The 18,594-nt window shown below is 48.3% G+C and carries 15 protein-coding genes; 12 read left to right on the top strand and 3 right to left on the bottom strand.

The annotated features are described in order from the left end of the window. Positions 1-13: 13 nt before the first annotated feature. Positions 14-1,153 (bottom strand): cytochrome d ubiquinol oxidase subunit II, encoded by a 1,140-nt coding sequence (gene cydB, locus QUE34_RS04050; protein WP_000568277.1) that lies wholly within the window; start codon positions 1,151-1,153, stop codon positions 14-16. A gap of 15 nt (positions 1,154-1,168) precedes the next feature. Further along, a complete protein-coding gene (gene cydA, locus QUE34_RS04045) occupies positions 1,169-2,737 on the bottom strand; it encodes a cytochrome ubiquinol oxidase subunit I (protein WP_000884361.1) in 1,569 nt (522 codons plus the stop codon). Positions 2,738-3,540: 803 nt separating this feature from the next. On the opposite strand from cydA, the gene QUE34_RS04040 reads away from it, so the two are divergent. The 11 genes from QUE34_RS04040 (at position 3,541) to cobO (ending at position 15,574) form a co-directional block, all read left to right on the top strand. After that, entirely contained in the window at positions 3,541-4,485 is a 945-nt protein-coding gene (locus QUE34_RS04040) for a hypothetical protein (protein ID WP_032302711.1), read from the top strand. A gap of 79 nt (positions 4,486-4,564) precedes the next feature. Next, the gene (locus tag QUE34_RS04035) at positions 4,565-4,987 is read left to right on the top strand and encodes a hypothetical protein (RefSeq protein ID WP_077756948.1); all 423 of its coding nucleotides are present in this window, start codon (positions 4,565-4,567) and stop codon (positions 4,985-4,987) included. Positions 4,988-5,530: 543 nt separating this feature from the next. Further along, positions 5,531-5,980, top strand: coding sequence for a methylaspartate mutase subunit S (glmS, locus tag QUE34_RS04030; protein ID WP_000710393.1), 450 nt, complete (start codon positions 5,531-5,533; stop codon positions 5,978-5,980). Beyond that, a complete protein-coding gene (gene glmL / locus QUE34_RS04025) occupies positions 5,980-7,368 on the top strand; it encodes a methylaspartate mutase accessory protein GlmL (protein ID WP_103253897.1) in 1,389 nt (462 codons plus the stop codon). The genes glmS and glmL overlap by 1 nt, the downstream gene beginning before the upstream one ends. A gap of 18 nt (positions 7,369-7,386) precedes the next feature. Beyond that, positions 7,387-8,832: a methylaspartate mutase subunit E gene (locus tag QUE34_RS04020; protein ID WP_032302709.1), complete on the top strand. Its 1,446-nt coding sequence runs from the start codon at positions 7,387-7,389 to the stop codon at positions 8,830-8,832. Then, positions 8,832-10,073: a methylaspartate ammonia-lyase gene (locus QUE34_RS04015; RefSeq protein ID WP_000695027.1), complete on the top strand. Its 1,242-nt coding sequence runs from the start codon at positions 8,832-8,834 to the stop codon at positions 10,071-10,073. Before QUE34_RS04020 ends, QUE34_RS04015 begins: the two co-directional genes overlap by 1 nt. 3 nt (positions 10,074-10,076) lie before the next feature. Beyond that, the gene (locus QUE34_RS04010) at positions 10,077-11,447 is read left to right on the top strand and encodes an acyclic terpene utilization AtuA family protein (RefSeq protein WP_032302707.1); all 1,371 of its coding nucleotides are present in this window, start codon (positions 10,077-10,079) and stop codon (positions 11,445-11,447) included. Continuing rightward, the gene (locus tag QUE34_RS04005) at positions 11,444-11,761 is read left to right on the top strand and encodes a DUF4387 domain-containing protein (protein ID WP_000813947.1); all 318 of its coding nucleotides are present in this window, start codon (positions 11,444-11,446) and stop codon (positions 11,759-11,761) included. The genes QUE34_RS04010 and QUE34_RS04005 overlap by 4 nt, the downstream gene beginning before the upstream one ends. Before the next feature lie 160 nt (positions 11,762-11,921). Next, complete coding sequence (locus tag QUE34_RS04000; protein WP_000724204.1) at positions 11,922-13,202, top strand: dicarboxylate/amino acid:cation symporter; 1,281 nt, start codon at positions 11,922-11,924, stop codon at positions 13,200-13,202. 107 nt (positions 13,203-13,309) lie between these two features. After that, positions 13,310-14,962 carry a class I fumarate hydratase gene (locus QUE34_RS03995; RefSeq protein WP_032302706.1) on the top strand — a complete coding sequence of 551 codons (1,653 nt, stop codon included), beginning with the start codon at positions 13,310-13,312 and terminating at the stop codon, positions 14,960-14,962. Positions 14,963-14,971: 9 nt separating this feature from the next. Next, a complete protein-coding gene (gene cobO, locus QUE34_RS03990; RefSeq protein WP_105283010.1) occupies positions 14,972-15,574 on the top strand; it encodes a cob(I)yrinic acid a,c-diamide adenosyltransferase in 603 nt (200 codons plus the stop codon). A gap of 33 nt (positions 15,575-15,607) precedes the next feature. On the opposite strand, the gene QUE34_RS03985 is transcribed toward cobO, so the two are convergent. Then, a complete protein-coding gene (locus QUE34_RS03985) occupies positions 15,608-16,513 on the bottom strand; it encodes a LysR substrate-binding domain-containing protein (RefSeq protein WP_001214260.1) in 906 nt (301 codons plus the stop codon). Between the two features lie 589 nt (positions 16,514-17,102). On the opposite strand from QUE34_RS03985, the gene QUE34_RS03980 reads away from it, so the two are divergent. Further along, the gene (locus QUE34_RS03980; protein WP_032302745.1) at positions 17,103-18,500 is read left to right on the top strand and encodes an RtcB family protein; all 1,398 of its coding nucleotides are present in this window, start codon (positions 17,103-17,105) and stop codon (positions 18,498-18,500) included. Positions 18,501-18,594 lie beyond the last annotated feature (94 nt).

Raw genomic sequence — 18,594 nt, 5'->3', positions numbered from 1 at the left:
TTTAGCTCCTTACTTAGTACAGAGAGTGGGTGTTACGTTCAATATCTTCTTTGGTGATACGACCGAACATTTTCCAGTAGCACCAAGCGGTGTAGAGCAGAATGATCGGTACCAGAACCACCGCAACCCAGGTCATGACGTTAAGCGTCAGCTGGCTGGAAGTTGCATCCCACATTGTCAGACTTGCGTTCATCATGGTGCTGGACGGCATCACAAACGGGAACATTGCAATACCGGCAGTCAGGATGATGCAGGCCAGCGTCAGGGAGGAGAACACAAACGCCCACGCCGCTTTATCCATACGTGCAGTCAGAATGGTCAGCAGAGGCAGAACCACACCCAGTACCGGAATAGCCCACAGAATCGGCGTGTTGTTGAAGTTCACCAACCATGCGCCAGCTTCACGAACCACTTCTTTATTCAGTGGGTTAGATGCCGCGTAATGGTCCATTGTTGATTTCACAACATAACCATCGATACCGTACATCACCCATACGCCAGCCAGTGCGAAGCAGACCAGTGTCACCAGTGCCGCCACCTGAGCCGTTGCACGGGTACGCAGGTGCAGTTCGCCCACGGTACGCATCTGCAGATAGGTTGCGCCCTGAGTAATGATCATCCCTACGCTCACCACGCCAGCCAGCAGGCCGAACGGGTTAAGCAGCTGGAAGAAGTTACCGGTGTAGTACAGACGCAGGTATTCATCAACGTTAAACGGTACGCCCTGCAACAGGTTACCGAACGCCACACCAATCACCAGCGGCGGAACGAAGCTACCAATGAAGATGCCCCAGTCCCACATGTTACGCCAGCGGGTTTCTTCAATCTTGGAGCGGTAGTCAAAACCGACCGGACGGAAGAACAGAGACGCCAGCACGAGGATCATCGCGACATAGAAGCCGGAGAACGCAGCGGCATAGACCATCGGCCAGGCAGCAAACAGAGCGCCACCCGCAGTGATCAGCCATACCTGGTTACCGTCCCAGTGTGGTGCGATGGAGTTAATCATAATTCGACGCTCGGTGTCGTTACGACCGAGGAAACGGGTGAGCATGCCCACCCCCATGTCGAAACCGTCAGTGACTGCAAAACCAATCAGCAGAACGCCAACCAGCAGCCACCAGATAAAACGCAATACTTCATAATCGATCATTTGACGACTCCTGTCTTAGCGTGCCGGCTGAGTAGTCGTGGAAGACTGCTCAAAGTGATAGCGACCGGTTTTCAGGCTGCTTGGGCCGAGGCGTGCAAACTTGAACATTAAGAACAATTCTGCCACCAGGAACAGGGTATACAGGCCACAAATCAGCACCATCGAGAAGATGAGGTCGCCTGCGGTCAGTGACGAGTTCGCTACAGCTGTCGGCAGCACTTCACCGATAGCCCAAGGTTGGCGACCATATTCAGCCACGAACCAGCCCGCTTCTACAGCAATCCACGGCAGCGGAATACCGTACAGTGCGGCGCGCAGCAGCCATTTTTTCTCGCCAATACGGTTGCGGATGACACTCCAGAAAGAGAGCGCGATGATTGCCAGCAGCAGGAAGCCACACGCCACCATGATACGGAACGCGAAGTACAGCGGCGCTACACGTGGAATGGAGTCTTTGGTTGCCTGTTGAATCTGCGCTTCAGTTGCATCCGCCACGTTTGGCGTATAGCGTTTCAGCAGCAGACCGTAACCGAGGTCTTTCTTCATGCTATTGAACTGGTCACGAACCGCCTGGTCAGTAGAACCAGAACGCAGTTGCTCGAGCAGAGAGTACGCCTTCATCCCGTTACGGATGCGTTCTTCATGCTGCACCATCAGCTCTTTCAGGCCGATAACCGGGGTATCCACGGAACGCGTTGCAATGATGCCCAGCGCGTAAGGGATCTGGATCGCAAATTTGTTCGTCTCCTCTTCCTGATCAGGAATGCCGAACAGAGTAAAGGCAGCAGGTGCAGGTTGCGTTTCCCACTCGGCTTCAATAGCAGCCAGTTTGGTTTTCTGCACGTCGCCCATTTCATAACCAGATTCATCACCCAGAACAATAACAGACAGAACGGCAGCCATACCGAAGCTGGCAGCGATAGCAAAGGAGCGTTTAGCAAAGGCGAAGTCACGACCTTTCAACATATACCATGCGCTGATACCGAGGATGAACATCGCGCCAGTCACATAACCAGACGCTACAGTGTGAACGAATTTCACCTGAGCAACCGGGTTAAGCACCAGCTCGGAGAAGCTCACCATCTCCATACGCATAGTTTCAAAGTTGAAATCGGATGCGATTGGGTTTTGCATCCAGCCGTTCGCAACCAGAATCCACAGTGCGGACAGGTTTGAACCAAGCGCCACCAGCCAGGTGACACACATATGCTGAACTTTACCCAGACGATCCCAACCGAAGAAGAACAGACCTACAAAGGTGGATTCGAGGAAGAAGGCCATCAGACCTTCGATTGCCAGCGGCGCACCGAAGATATCCCCTACATAGTGGGAATAGTAAGACCAGTTAGTCCCGAACTGGAACTCCATGGTCAGACCGGTTGCCACACCCAGAGCGAAGTTGATACCAAACAACTTGCCCCAGAACTTGGTCATATCTTTATAAATCTGTTTGCCGGAAAGGACGTAGACCGTTTCCATAATGGCCAGCAGGAACGCCATACCGAGCGTCAGTGGCACAAAAAGGAAGTGGTACATCGCGGTCAAGGCAAACTGTAAGCGCGACAGTTCGACTATATCTAACATCATGACTCCTTGCTCATCGCATGAAGACTCCGAGAGTGAACCCCGTTAGAAAGGGTCACACGCATGCCCCAATACAAAATTATTTGCTCGCCTCTATCGCTGTCTTTTCCTCAAAAGTGGAAAAGACAATGATAAAAAAGTTACAAATATGTTAATGAATAAACCAAATTGATCCCGTAATTATATTACGCCGCAAAATCCTTACAATAAACAGGTTTTTATTGAGCAAATTTGCATTTTTCGACAGTGATCAATTTATAGCGAAATTGTCACGACCCCACCAATTTGATCTACGACAATTTATCGTGTTTTGCAGATTTTTTTCAAGAATTAAAAATTGATTAATATCAAAATCAATCGAATATGTTAATTATGTATAAATCATAGACCATTGGTAATTTTATTGTTAATTTATTGTGAAATATTTACGTAACACAATTATTACAATAAAAAGACATAGATAAAAAACCAGTGTTTTATTTAACAGAATCGCCTTATCAACTTTTTATAATACCAATTGATTAGAGTAGCCAATTTGTTGCTATTTTACATAACATATTTTTATCAAAGTTAATTGATTGTTGCCTTTATGAGCATCGCCGTAAGACCGCCATGTTATTGTTTCATTTGTAATAATCACCAATAAGTATCGATGAGAGAGATATCGCTTAACAGAGGCGACTGTGTCTGCATGAACACAGGCACTTTCGTCTGATAAACGAAAAATGAGCGATTTTTGCAAGTTAGTTTTTCTATAGCCGGGTACGCTGAGCGCCTCGCTTGATTACAATGAGGTTGCTGCCATGGGTCTTGATAATATAGGTTATGTTGTCAATCGCTTCTCTGGTTGGCCATCAAATGATCCTCTAAAAACAGATAACGAATCAATGACATCACCCGTGACTGTGCAGGTAATAAAGTTGATTGCCGCCATCCTTGACCCACATCGGATAGTCGTTGGTATCGATACACTTTATACAACGCAGCGCAAAACATTTACCTCAGAGGGTCAACAACTCATTGAATCAGCATTGAAAACACTTAATGTGATGAATTTAAATAACCTGGAAACAGATCGCGATGAGGAGGGTAACTATCTGGCTTTTGGATATAACGTTGACACTCCTGACAGAATAACCGTTTCTGCTTATAATGAAAAAAAACCTTTCTGTTATGGCCAATGTCTTTTAATACAGGATGAAGAACCAGATTTATTTAACCTGGTAAAAATTAAAACCTTTGAAGCCAGGCATAATTATGTTTCTAAATTGATGAGCGATCCGGAATTTATGTTTAAATTCAGTTATAGCACCCAACAAAATAGATTAGAACCTCATCTTCTGGTTCCCACTTATTTCCCTCTAAAAACAAACCAACCGGTTACGCTAGAGGATGTACTGATACTTTATCGTTTCTTTAAAATGAATGGCGATTTTAATATATTAACATCAGATGAATACATGAGTATCATGACACCTCTGATGAAGTGTGAGCGTAGTGTCCACGACCATAACAGGTATGTGACGGGCAAAGATGCTCTTCTTCTGGACAATCCTCCGTCTGGTAACCAGATATATTTCCATATTTCCCCTGACGAATCAGCAACACTTGTCCTTTATTTTTCAGACAATAACCTTGAATCCTTCGTCTTTGAAAATGATATTCCGAGCCAGTATCGACATTTCAAAATGTTTACCAATTTAGCACTAGTTATTGATCAGTTAACCGACGCCAATCAAATACTTTAATTTTCTATACAGCCCTGTGTAAAATATTGCTAATCAGTGCCCGGGGTTGATTTTTATTCCTCACGGTGATATTTAAATCATGACCCCATCTCAGCTCTCTTTTAATACTCTTCCTGTCAATGCAACATGCACTTCAGAGATAACAGTAAACACACAAAAATTCTCTGACATCCTCTACTCAGTGGGGTATTCCCTAAAGGATCTGGCTTATCTGAGCAGATGTCTTGCATCATTACACCCGACACTCGCCAAAAACATTTATGAAACGGAAAATCTCAGCGATCAAAAATTACTTTATATAGATTGCCGTAGTACAAATGAAATCAAGATAAATATCTTTTTTGGTCAGCAACGAGAAGGATTAATTGAAATTAGTTCTGACACAGTCATTTTTTCGATACTGTCTTCATTGATTGACTCAGCTATTTCTGAACATCGACATCAAATCACCATTAACGATTCAAATAATTCTGAACTATTTTATGAGGATTATACTGATTAAATCCACTCTGTGCGAACCTGTCCTGCATTTATGCCAGAAGTATTAGAATCTTTGATTAACGTTACTCGTACTGGTAGCACCTTCATGTGCCTCTCTTTTTTACGAACAATCAAAAGAACTAACAAAGGGCATAATTCGTATAAATCATTAACCATTTGTTATATTCAACATTTTTTTTACATTAAGCAGAGATGAATTGCAGTGAAATTCAAGTTAAATTTTACAAAATGTATTACTCATGGCTAAAAAATCTCCCCAAAATGCAAATTAGAAGTTGATCACAATTATCTCAATACATCAAATAAAGTTAATTTTAAAAATTTAACATTCATGACATTAGTTGACATAACACGCTGAATTAAAATGAGAATTTAAAAACACACTTTAAACAATCATTTCCCGAAAGACATTTTGAAAATAGATCAATTGCAACATTACGGTCAGATAAAGACACTCCTCTGATATTAAACCTGTGCCGTTATGAACGGCCATAAATACGACGTGTGTAACTTAATTTACTCTCTGTCTTACAAAGGATTACCCATGAAGAAAGCAACACTTGTGATTGGCGTTATTGGCGCGGACTGCCATGCAGTAGGCAATAAAGTTCTGGACCGCGTTTTTAGCAACCATGACTTCAGAGTCATTAATCTGGGCGTAATGGTCAGCCAGGACGAATATATTGATGCTGCCATTGAAACTGGCGCTGACGCGATTGTCGTCTCCTCTATCTATGGGCATGGCGATATCGATTGTCTGGGCATGCGCGAACGCTGCATCGAGCGTGGGCTGGGTAACATCCTGCTCTATGTGGGCGGTAACCTGGTGGTCGGAAAACATGACTTCGCTGACGTGGAAACCAAGTTCAAAGAGATGGGATTTGATCGCGTCTTTTCCCCAAGTCATGACTTAGAAGATGTTTGTCAGCTGATGGCCCACGATATCAACCAACGTCATGACGTTGATACTCGCATTCTTGAAGAGGCAATCTGATGCAAATCGTCTCTGTCGATATTGGATCGACGTGGACCAAAGCAGCCCTCTTCACCCGGGAGGGGGACGCGTTAACGTTGGTTAACCACGTTCTGACCCCAACCACCACCCATCATCTGGCGAAGGGGTTTTTCTCCAGCCTGGACCAGGTGTTAAACGTAGATGATGCCCTCCCCCTGTTAAACAGTGGTGAGGTTGCATTGAAGTATTCCTCCTCTGCCAAAGGTGGGCTGGCGGTTGCCGCAATGGGATTAGTGCCTTCTATCACTCTGGAAACCGCGAAAGTAACCGCTCACTCTGCGGGTGCTAAAATTGCGCAATATTACGCCTACAAGCTGAACCGCCGTGATATCCAGGCACTGGAAGAAACGCAGCCCGATATTCTCTTGTTCACCGGCGGCACCGACGGCGGAGAAGAAAGCTACGGACTGAATAACGCCCGTGTGCTGGCAGAATCCAAACTCGACTGCGCCATTATTTATGCCGGAAACCGGGATATTCAGGACAAGGTGCAGGAGATCCTCGGGCATAAAGACCTGACCATCGTCGACAACGTTCTGCCCGATCTTGACCATCCGAACCCTTTAGCTGCACGCCAGGCTATCTGCGACATATTCCTTAAACGCATCGTTAAAGGGAAAGGGCTGGATGTCATTGTTGATAAAACAGGCGAAGAACCAATGCCGACACCATGGACGGTCTTTGAACTGGTTAAGGCAATCAGTAACGTCGATCACAGCTGGAAAGAGTTCATGCTGATCGACATGGGCGGCGCAACCACCGATGTCTATTCCGCCTGTGCCAACACGCTCTCGCCCGACACTGTTTTACATGGCGTACCGGAACCCTTCGTAAAACGGACGGTGGAAGGCGATCTGGGAATGCGCGTCTCGGCAATGGTGGTTGGTGAAAGTGCGAAAGAGTTAGTCAGTGTGAATTTTGCTCAGCAACCCGCACAGTTGGACGCTTTTTATCATTACCTCCGTCATCTAGTCGCTCATCCCGACTACTTACCCGCGAATGCAGATGAAAAATATTTCGATACCGTCCTGGCCGGACTGTGTGTGGGTTATGCCACCGAAAGACATGCGGGCACCAAAAAAGAGGTCTGCACCTGCGTCGGCAATGTCGATTTACAGATGGGACGTGACCTGACAACCGTGCGTAAAGTCGTGGGTTCCGGCGGATGGCTCTCGCGTGCCAGTCAGTTCGATATGCATCGCTGGTTGAAATACCGCGAGTTAAACGACGACGGTAAACGCATTCTCTTACCGACCGAATTTGAATATTACCGCGATTCCCGGGGGCTATTACCACTGCTGGCAAACGTCGCCAGAGTCGATCCGCTGGCCGCCGCGCGCACCAGTATTCAATGCTTAACCCTATAACAATTAAGGCTGCAATCAATGGAACTTCGAAATAAGAAATTAACCCATGACGAATTCATGACCGAGCGGCAACAGGTATTGAAAACCTGGGAAACCGGCAAGGATGTTGAAAACTTTGAAGATGGCGTTAAATACCAACAAACCATTCCTGAGCATAAACGCTTCTCTCTTGCCCTGCTGAAAGCAGACAAGGAAGGTAAAACCCTTAGCCAACCGCGCGCAGGCGTGGCGCTGATGGACGAACACATCGAACTACTGAAAACACTACAAGAAGAGTGCGATCTGCTGCCGAGCACTATCGATGCATATACCCGTCTGAATCGGTACGAAGAAGCGGCTGTAGGGATTAAAAAATCCATCGAAGCCAGAACCTCTAAACTGAACGGTTTACCGGTAGTTAACCACGGCGTCGCAGCTTGCCGTCGCCTCACCGAAACTCTGCAAAAACCGCTACAGATCCGCCACGGCACGCCAGATGCGCGTCTGCTGGCTGAAATCTCGATGGCCAGCGGCTTTACCAGTTATGAAGGCGGCGGCATTTCCTACAATATTCCGTATGCCAAGCGCGTAACGCTGGAAAAATCGATCCGCGACTGGCAGTACTGCGATCGTTTAATGGGGATGTACGAAGAACACGGGATCCGCATCAACCGCGAACCGTTTGGCCCACTAACGGGTACGCTGATCCCGCCGTTTATCTCGCACTCTATCGCAATAATCGAAGGCTTGCTGGCACTGGAACAGGGTGTGAAGTCTATCACCGTTGGTTATGGTCAGGTCGGTAGCCTGACGCAGGATGTTGCGGCGATCCAGTCTCTGCGGGAACTTGCACACGAATACTTTCAGAGCTATGGCTATACCGACTACGAATTAAGTACCGTGTTTCACCAGTGGATGGGCGGCTTTCCGGAAGACGAATCGAAAGCGTTCGCCATTATCTCCTGGGGTGCTGCCGTCGCGGGGATGTCTGGTGCTACCAAAGTCATCACCAAAAGTCCGCACGAAGCCTGGGGCATCCCGACTGCTGCTGCCAACATTCAGGGGCTAAAAGCCTCCCGCCAGATGCTCAACATGGTCAACGAGCAGAAATTCCCGCCGTGCCCGGCGGTTGAACTAGAAATTGAACTGATTAAGAGCGAGGTTCGCGCGGTACTGAACAAAGTGTTCGAACTGGGTAATGGTGATATTGCGCGCGGTACGGTGCTGGCATTTGAAGCGGGCGTACTGGATGTGCCGTTTGCGCCAGCCGCCTGCAACGCAGGCAAAATTCTTCCGGTCCGTGACAACACTGGCGCGATTCGCGTACTGGAGGCCGGAGCCGTTCCATTGCCAAAAGATATTCTCGACCTCCACCACGATTACGTTGCTGAACGCGCGCGCTTTGAAGGACGCCAACCGACATTCCAGATGGTTGTAGATGACATCAATGCTGTATCCCACAGTAAATTAATAGGAAGACCATAATGAAAATAAAACAGGCCCTTTTTACCGCTGGCTACTCCTCATTCTATTTCGATGATCAGCAGGCGATAAAAAACGGAGCGGGTCACGACGGTTTTTTTTATACCGGGGAGCCAGTAACACAGGGGTTTAACGCCGTACGTCAGGCCGGGGAGTGCGTTTCGGTTCAGTTGATTCTGGAAAACGGTGCGGTCGCCGTAGGCGACTGTGCTGCCGTACAGTATTCCGGGGCAGGTGGTCGCGATCCACTGTTCCTCGCAGAGCACTTTATTCCGTTCCTCAACGACCATATCAAGCCATTACTGGTAGGCCGCGATGTGGATGCTTTCCTGCCGAATGCCCGTTTCTTCGACAAATTGCGTATTGACGGCAACTTGCTACATACCGCCGTGCGCTACGGATTATCACAGGCGCTGCTTGATGCTACCGCGCTGGCAACCGGCCGTCTGAAAACTGAAGTGGTCTGTGATGAATGGCAGTTGCCACGCGTGGCGGAATCCATTCCATTATTTGGTCAGAGCGGCGACGATCGATATATCGCTGTCGATAAGATGATCCTTAAGGGCATCGACGTGCTGCCCCATGCGCTGATTAATAACGTCGAAGAGAAACTGGGCTTTAAAGGTGAAAAACTGCGCGAATATGTCCGCTGGCTGTCGGATCGCATTCTGAGCAAGCGCACCAGCGCACGCTACCACCCTACCCTGCACATCGATGTATACGGCACTATTGGTCTGATCTTCGATATGGATCCGCTTCGCTGTGCGCAATACATCGCCAGTCTGGAAAAAGAGGCGCAAGGCCTGCCGCTCTACATTGAGGGGCCGGTCGATGCCGGTAACAAGCCCGATCAAATCCGCCTGCTGACCGCGATTACCAAAGAGCTGACGCGCCTCGGTTCCGGCGTGAAAATCGTGGCCGATGAATGGTGTAACACCTACCAGGATATTGTTGATTTCACTGATGCCGCCAGTTGCCACATGGTGCAAATCAAAACCCCGGATCTGGGCAGTATTCACAACATCGTCGATGCAGTTCTTTATTGCAACAGCCACAGCATGGAAGCGTACCAGGGCGGCACCTGCAATGAAACTGATGTCAGTGCCCGCACCTGTGTCCACGTCGCCCTTGCTGCTCGCCCCATGCGTATGCTGGTAAAACCAGGGATGGGCTTTGACGAAGGCCTCGATATCGTCTTCAACGAAATGAATCGTACTATCGCGCTGTTGCAGGCTAAGGATTAACAAATGGCTCGTTCTTTTAAAGTCTTATCGCCAACGGCAATCCTCGGGTATGGATTCCCGGAAGAGAGCTTCCGCAAAGCGATGGCAGAATCGCCCGATCTGATCGCCGTTGATGCAGGCTCTTCCGATCCTGGCCCCCACTACCTCGGGGCGGGCAAACCGTTTACCGATCGCGCAGGGGTCAAGCGCGATCTACGCTATATGATCACCGCAGGCGTGCAAAATAATATACCGGTAGTGATCGGAACGGCCGGCGGTTCTGGTGCCGCTCCACACCTGGAGTGGTGCCGAGAAATAATTCATGAGATTGCCCGGGAAGAGCACCTCGCGTTCTCGATGGCGCTGATCCCGGCAGACGTTGACAAAGCCATCGTCCACCAGGCGCTGGATAACGGCAAAATCACGGCGCTGGATTTTGTCCCGCCGTTAACCCACGACGCGATTGACGAAAGTACGTATATCGTCGCGCAAATGGGCATCGAACCCTTCCAGCAGGCGCTGAAAGAAGGCGCGCAAGTGGTGCTGGGCGGGCGCGCTTACGACCCGGCCTGCTTTGCTGCGCTACCGATCATGCAAGGCTTTGATGAAGGTCTGGCGCTGCATTGTGGGAAAATCCTTGAATGCGCGGCAATCGCCGCAACGCCCGGCTCAGGCTCTGACTGTGCGATGGGCATCATTGATGACAACGGCTTTACGCTGAAGACATTTAATCCGAAGCGTAAATTTACCGAAACGTCAGCGGCTGCACACACACTGTATGAGAAATCCGATCCCTACTTTCTGCCAGGACCTGGCGGCGTGCTAAACCTGAAAGGTTGCACATTTAAAGCGATCAATGATGGCGAAGTTTACGTCAGCGGTTCTAAGCATGAAGAAACGCCCTATGCCCTGAAACTGGAAGGTGCGCGGCGGGTGGGTTTCCGCTGTTTGACCATCGCCGGAACGCGCGACCCGATCATGATCGCCGGGATCGATAACATCATCGATGAAGTCAAAACCAGCGTTTCGCGTAATCTGTCCTTAGACGATGACAGCATTCGCATCAATTTCCACCTGTACGGCAAAAACGGGGTGATGGGCGACCATGAACCGATGCAAACTGCCGGGCATGAGCTGGGGATTGTCCTTGATGTAGTTGCACCGACCCAGGATATTGCCAATAGCGTTTGCTCGCTGGTGCGCTCTACCATGCTGCACTACGGCTATGAAAACCGCATCGCTACCGCAGGCAACCTGGCGTTCCCGTTCTCCCCTTCTGATATCCAGGGCGGGCCGGTATACGAATTTTCCATATATCACCTGATTGAAGCCAACGACGCTCTGCGTTTTGATTTCCATATTGAACAGGTGACGCCAGAAGGAGTTCAGGCATGAAACAGTCAATTGTCTCACTGGCGCAAGTCATTCGTTCGAAAAATGCCGGACCTTACGAACTGGTTTTAGATATTTTATTTAAAACCAAAGAAAACTATGAGCGAGTAAAATCATCAGGGCAATTAACCCCAGAACTGATTGCGCGCTTATATCATGTTGAACCTGACTTTATTCATCGTATTGTCTGGTTTGATCCTTCTAACGCAGTAAAAATTGTCATGCCACGAGATATTATCTCCGGGAATGTAGGTGACAATGATGTCTATGGCGCACAGCAACATGCACCTTTATTAAATATGAGTTTCGATTTGTAAAAATCCGAACACTTTTAGCCAACTGACATCCCGTCACTTATTGCAGCTCAACACTTCAGCTATTTGTAAGGTTGTTATAGCAGGTAGATGCCTGAATCTCTATTCAGGCATCCACTTCTCCTGATTCTGATTTATCGCCGTGCACCTGATGGAGGAAAAAATGAAGAAAATAAGTTTAACCACGATGATTCTTTTGGCGCTGGTACTTGGAATGATTATCGGCGTAGTGCTCAATAACACTGCTTCACCGGAAACAGCAAAACTCTATGCGCAAGAAATATCGATATTCACGACGATTTTCTTACGACTGATAAAAATGATTATCGCTCCGTTAGTGGTCTCTACCCTGGTGGTAGGTATTGCTAAAATGGGCGATGCCAAAGCCCTTGGTCGTATTTTTTCTAAAACACTCTTTTTATTTATTTGCGCCTCATTGCTGTCAATTGCCTTAGGCTTGATAACGGTAAATTTCTTCATGCCAGGCACAGGAATTAATTTTGTTGCACACGGTGCCGAAACCACCGGAGTGGTCGCGTCAGAACCCTTTACACTAAAAGTATTTATTTCGCATGCTTTCCCCACCAGCATTGTCGATGCCATGGCGCACAATGAAATTTTGCAAATCGTGGTGTTCTCAATTTTCCTCGGCTGTAGCCTGACGGCGATTGGTGAGAAAGGCAGCGCCATCGTTCACGCCTTAGATTCGCTGGCACATGCCATGTTAAAGCTCACTGGCTACGTCATGCTCTTCGCTCCCCTGACCGTATTCGCCGCTATTTCAGCATTGATTGCTGAACGAGGACTGGCAGTTATGGTGAGCGCCGGGATCTTTATGGGTGAATTTTATTTCACCATGTTATTACTTTGGGTGCTGCTTATCGGTCTGGCCATCGTTTATGTCGGCCCCTGCATCAGACGCCTGACCCGCGCCCTTTCTGAACCCGCCCTGCTGGCATTTACCACATCCAGTTCTGAAGCTGCTTTTCCGGGAACGCTTGAAAAACTGGAGCAATTTGGCGTTTCCCCCAAAATTGCCAGCTTTGTCTTACCCATTGGCTACTCATTTAATCTCGTTGGATCAATGGCCTACTGCTCCTTCGCCACAGTTTTCATCGCCCAGGCCTGCAATATCCATTTATCCATCGGTGAGCAAATCACCATGCTGTTGATCCTGATGTTGACCTCGAAAGGAATGGCTGGCGTACCACGCGCCTCAATGGTGGTTATCGCCGCCACGCTCAACCAGTTCAATATTCCGGAAGCGGGGCTGATCTTGCTGATGGGCGTTGATCCGTTCCTTGATATGGGGCGTTCCGCGACAAACGTCATGAGCAACGCAATGGGCGCTGCGATGGTGAGTCGGTGGGAAGGCGAACATTTCGGCGAGGGTTGTCGGGGTAAAGCATTAAAACCCAATGAATCGAACGTTGCTCTGCCCTGAGGGGGATCTTAAGAAATCAGAAGCCAATGACTACGCATTTTTATAAGCCGGATCATGAAGTTAGACGGCAATTAAGTAACACTAACGTTTAAGGTGAAAAGTGAAATATGTCCAAACCATTTATCTGGCAAGAACCGTTTCTACAAAATAAAGACGGTACAGAATATACATTAATTAGCGATCAACATATTACAGTAACGGAATTAGACGGCGAAGAAGTAATAAAAATCGCTCCTGAAGCATTAACGCTGCTTGCCCGGCAGGCATTTTATGAAGCCTCTTTTTTCTTACGTTCCGCTCATTTGCAACAGGTCGCCAGCATTCTTAACGATCCGCAGGCCAGCAGTAATGATAAATACGTTGCGTTGCAGTTATTACGTAATGCTGAAGTCTCAGCAAAAGGGGTATTACCCAACTGTCAGGATACCGGCACCGCAACTATTGTTGCCAGTAAAGGGCAACAGATATGGACGGGAGGTAACGACGCTGAAGCCTTAAGCAAAGGCATTTACAGTACTTTCCAGGAAAATAATCTGCGCTTTTCACAAAATGCGCCGCTGGATATGTATACCGAAGTCAATACGCAAACCAATCTTCCGGCGCAGATTGATATCAGCGCTGTCGCTGGTAATGAGTACCATTTTCTCTGTGTTAATAAAGGGGGCGGCTCCGCCAATAAAGCTGCACTTTATCAGGAAACCAAATCCTTATTGCAACCAGAAAAACTGACCGCATTTTTAATCGACAAAATGAAATCGTTGGGCACGGCCGCCTGCCCGCCCTACCACATCGCCTTTGTCGTCGGAGGGCTTTCAGCCGATCAAACCTTAAAAGTTGCCAAGCTGGCCTCTACGAAATATTACGACAATTTGCCCACCAGCGGAAACGAGCAGGGACAAGCATTCCGTGATATTGAGCTGGAAAAAGCGTTGCTCGAAGCCAGTCAGCAATTTGGTATTGGTGCGCAATTTGGGGGTAAATATTTCGCTCATGATATTCGCGTCATTCGTCTGCCGCGTCACGGTGGCTCCTGCCCGATAGCTATGGCGCTCTCCTGTTCTGCCGATCGCAATATCAAAGCCAAAATTAACAAGCACGGTATCTGGCTGGAAAAACTCGAACACAATCCGGGGCAATATATTCCAGCCTCATTGCGGGAAGAAAATCACTCGCTACATGTACACCTGGATCTAAACCGTCCGTTGCGTGACGTGATGCAGGATCTCGCCAGATTACCGGTAGGTACCCGCGTGTCGTTAAGTGGTCCCATCGTAGTGGCGCGCGATATCGCCCACGCAAAAATAAAAGCGCGGCTGGATAGCGGCGAATCGATGCCGGATTACCTGAAGCATCATATTGTCTATTACGCTGGCCCGGCGAAAACACCGGAGAACATGGCCTGCGGTTCACTGGGTCCAACCACGGGCGGTCGAATGGACGGTTATGTCGAAACCTTCCAGGCGGCTGGCGGCAGTCTGGTAATGTTATCGAAAGGTAACCGCAGCCAGCAGGTCACCGATGCCTGTCACAAACATGGCGGCTTCAATCTGGGAAGTATTGGCGGTGCAGCTGCGTTACTGGCGCAAGAATATGTCAAAAGTCTGCGTTGCCTGGAATACCCGGAGCTGGGTATGGAGGCGGTGTGGATGATGGAAGTGGAAAATCTGCCCGCATTCATCCTGGTTGATGATAAAGGCAATAATTTCTTTAGCCAGTTTGAGCAGCAACACCGCTGCGCCAGTTGCCCTGCGGGACATTAAGGAAAATGAATGGAAGCGCGAATTTCAACTGAACGGCATGTGCAGCGCCAGCAGAAATTGAAGGAACAGGTCGATACGCGCGTCGCGGCGGCGATAGAGAAAAAAGGGATCTTGATTGTTTTCACCGGCAACGGCAAAGGGAAATCCACTGCCGCGTTTGGTACTGTAACGCGCGCGGTGGGCCATGGCAAAACGGTGGGGGTTGCGCAGTACATCAAGGGGCAATGGGACAACGGCGAATACAATCTTCTCCAGCCGCTGGGAGTGGAGTTTCATATTATGGGAACCGGTTTTACCTGGGAGACACAGAACCGGCAAGCGGATATCGATGCGGCGAAAGAGGTCTGGTCGGAAAGCAAACGGATGCTGGCTGACAAGCGTTACGACTTAGTGGTGCTTGATGAGCTCACCTATATGCTGGCTTACCATTATCTGGATACAGAAGAAGTGATCACTTCTCTGCAAAACCATCCGGCACAACAAAGTGTCATTGTCACCGGACGCGGTTGCCACAGTCAGATATTAAAAATGGCGGATACGGTAAGTGAAATCCGCCCCGTCAAACATGCTTTTGATAACGGCATTCAGGCCCAGCCGGGGATCGACTGGTAATAACTGCGCCTGGCATCCCGCCAGGCGCAGGTTTTACATCTCCTGCGGTACGACCGATTTCGCCAGCAACCATTCACGAAATTGCTGCAAGTGCGGAGAGTCAGACTTCTCTTCCTGCCACGTCATAATAAAACGATTACCGGTACGAATAGGCACATCACAGGGAATCACCATATCGCCACTATCCAAATCATGTTGAATAGCGAACCGTGGTAACAGCGCCACGCCGAGATTAGAGCGCACGGCGGCAATCAGCATTGAAAGCAAATCGAAACGTGGTCCGTTATTGACCAGCGGACTGCTAACGCCAGATAAAGCAAACCACTCTTCCCAGCCAGTAATACGGGTGCTTTGATGCAGAAGTGGTAACTCAGTAAGCAGTTCTGCCACTGACAGTTTTTGATCGGACATTGCAAGCAAACTGCCGCTGCATACCGGCAAAATCTCCTCTTCAAAGAGATATTCTACTTCCGCCCAGGGCGCGCAAAAATTTTCGCGCATAATGACAGCATCGTACTCCCGATTAAGAAAATCGCCGTTATTAGCTAAAGAATGAATATTAACAATAATATCGGGATGTAACTTTGTGAATTCATGTAAATTTGGGATTAACCAGTGGGTACTAAAAGTAGGATTAACGGCAAGTTCAATAACCTGAACCGTAGGCTGCCATGTCATAATCGTATTGGTATCGCGCTCCAGCTTATTTAATGTTTCTTTTACTATCCCCAGGTAATACTTCCCTGCATCATTAAGAAAAATGCGTTTTTTAGAGTGTGAAAATAACGGAGTATGTAAAAATTCCTCCAGCGCACTTACTTGTCTGAATACAGCACTTTGGGTTAACGCTAACTCCTCTGCCGCTCTGGTATAACTTTCATGTCGTGCGACGACCTCAAAAGTCACCAGCAGCTCCGTTTTAGGTATTTTTCCTCGCATAATGCCGTCCGTGAAAAAATAACAATTCAAAAATTATTTTATAAAAAACAGTAGCACTAATGAATATCATAATTCAAATAAACAAACCAGTCAGCTATATGTCTAACCAGGAAAATAAAGTGACAATAATCCTAAAACAGGAATTTCACCTCAGTTATCCGCATGCAATACTTTAAAGCTATTATTGCAAGAATATTATTCATATACATGAATATACTCTAAATAAGTCAAGTTGCAGGAAGGGAACAAATAATGAATATCCAGAAGCTTACATAAGTAAGTGACCTGGGTGAGCGAACATCGATGCAGCACATGCAACTTGAATTATGACAAGTATACAATGATAAATTTATATACCCTATGTTATATATTATCTATGTCCGGTTAAATTGAATGAGTCATAGCCTTAAAAGACTTCACAAAAGATAATTCCTCTTTAACAATAAGCCAGATTTACCACTTGTAAAACTTGCTATCGCTGCATACACTACGCGCGTTTTCTTTCCCTTTTGCTGGCTGCTGACCGGAAAGACAAAATTACCCTCGCAATACAGGGGGTTGATTAACGTCTATATTTCAGGACAGCGTTATGCATCATCTTTCAAGGCTTGATAAAGCCTTTCTGCGCAAAGGGATCCAACTTTCCCGCGCCAACAATATTGTTTCATTATGTCGTCCATCAGGAGCCAGTGCCCGCGTACTGCTGCCGGACGAACTGCCGCTGGAAGAAAAAGCAGTGACACAACTGCTTGATTTTGCAGATGTGAAGCTACCAGACCACCCAGGTTATGTGCGCCAGACGTGCGCGACGCCAGATTTTCATCCCGGCAATGGCGTCCCCGTTGGCGCGGTGGTGGCCTCAACGCCGGATTTAGTCATTCCCGCCGCCATCGGCACCGATATTTCTTGTGGCATGCGGCTGCTGACGACCGGATTAACACTTGAGCAAGCCGAAGCGCATAAAGACGTCATCGCTCAGCGGTTAACGCAAGTGCTACTGCAAAATGAGCGCGATGTTCCGTTATCCGCACAGGCGTTCACCGCGCTTTTTGATGGCGGACCGGCAGATTGCATGTCGGCCTTGCCATCAGCAGGTCTCTGGACACGTACAAATATCCCCCGGATGACGCAAGAGATTGACCGCTGCATTGGGCTTAAAGAGCATAACAGTCATTCGCGTTATGCCCCACCCGCCCTGCTGGCAACGGACCGCGCATTACTCCGCGATCCTTGTCTTGGTACGCCGGGTTCAGGTAATCATTTTATTGAACTTCAGGTCGTTGATAACGTGGTTGATCGCCATGTGGCCTGGCAACAAGGGCTGAAAACAGGCGATATTGTGGTGATGATCCACAGTGGATCACGAGATGTTGGCTTTTACGTCGGAAGACGCTGGATGGATCGCGCCCGTGCTGAATGGCCCACCGGACATAAACATCCACAAAGCGGGTTATATGGTCTGGCAGGCGGACTGGCGGAGGAATATCTACAAGCGATAGGAATGGCGGCGCGTTACGCGTGGTTAAATCGCGTGACAATTGCCGAAATGGTGCGCGTATGTCTTGCCAATCTCTTTCATCAGGACAATTCGCATCTGGTGGTGGATGTGCCACATAACATCATCCTTCGCGAGCATGAAATGAATATTCATCGCAAAGGCGCAACACCGGCACGAGTGGGCAATCTGGCGTTAATCCCCGGTTCAATGGGCGATTATTCGTGGCTTGCGGTTGGTTGCGGCAACCCGGAGTGGCTGTGGTCATGCAGTCACGGAGCAGGACGCAGCCAGCGTCGGCAGGCCATGCGCTCACGCGCGACTGAAGAGTCAACGCTGCCGTGGCAATGCGTCACATTGCGCGAAGAACGACGTCTTGAAGAAGCGCCAGCGGCTTATAAAGATATTGGTCCGGTTATCGAAGCTCAACAAGAAGCCGGATTAATTCAGCCAGCGGTCAGATTTCGACCGTGGTTAACGTTTAAAGCATAAAAAAGGCCATCATACGATGGCCAACCATGTCGAAACCGACAGCCCTTCGCCATTCCTGTAGAGGGAAGCGGCGAGGGCTATTTCTTATTACAGA

This window comes from Escherichia sp. KS167_9B (genome assembly GCF_030295215.1).
In the GTDB taxonomy this organism is placed as follows: Bacteria; Pseudomonadota; Gammaproteobacteria; order Enterobacterales; family Enterobacteriaceae; genus Escherichia; species Escherichia coli_F.
Note: the sequence above shows the minus strand (reverse complement) of the source record. Positions and strands in the feature narration are given on the sequence as shown.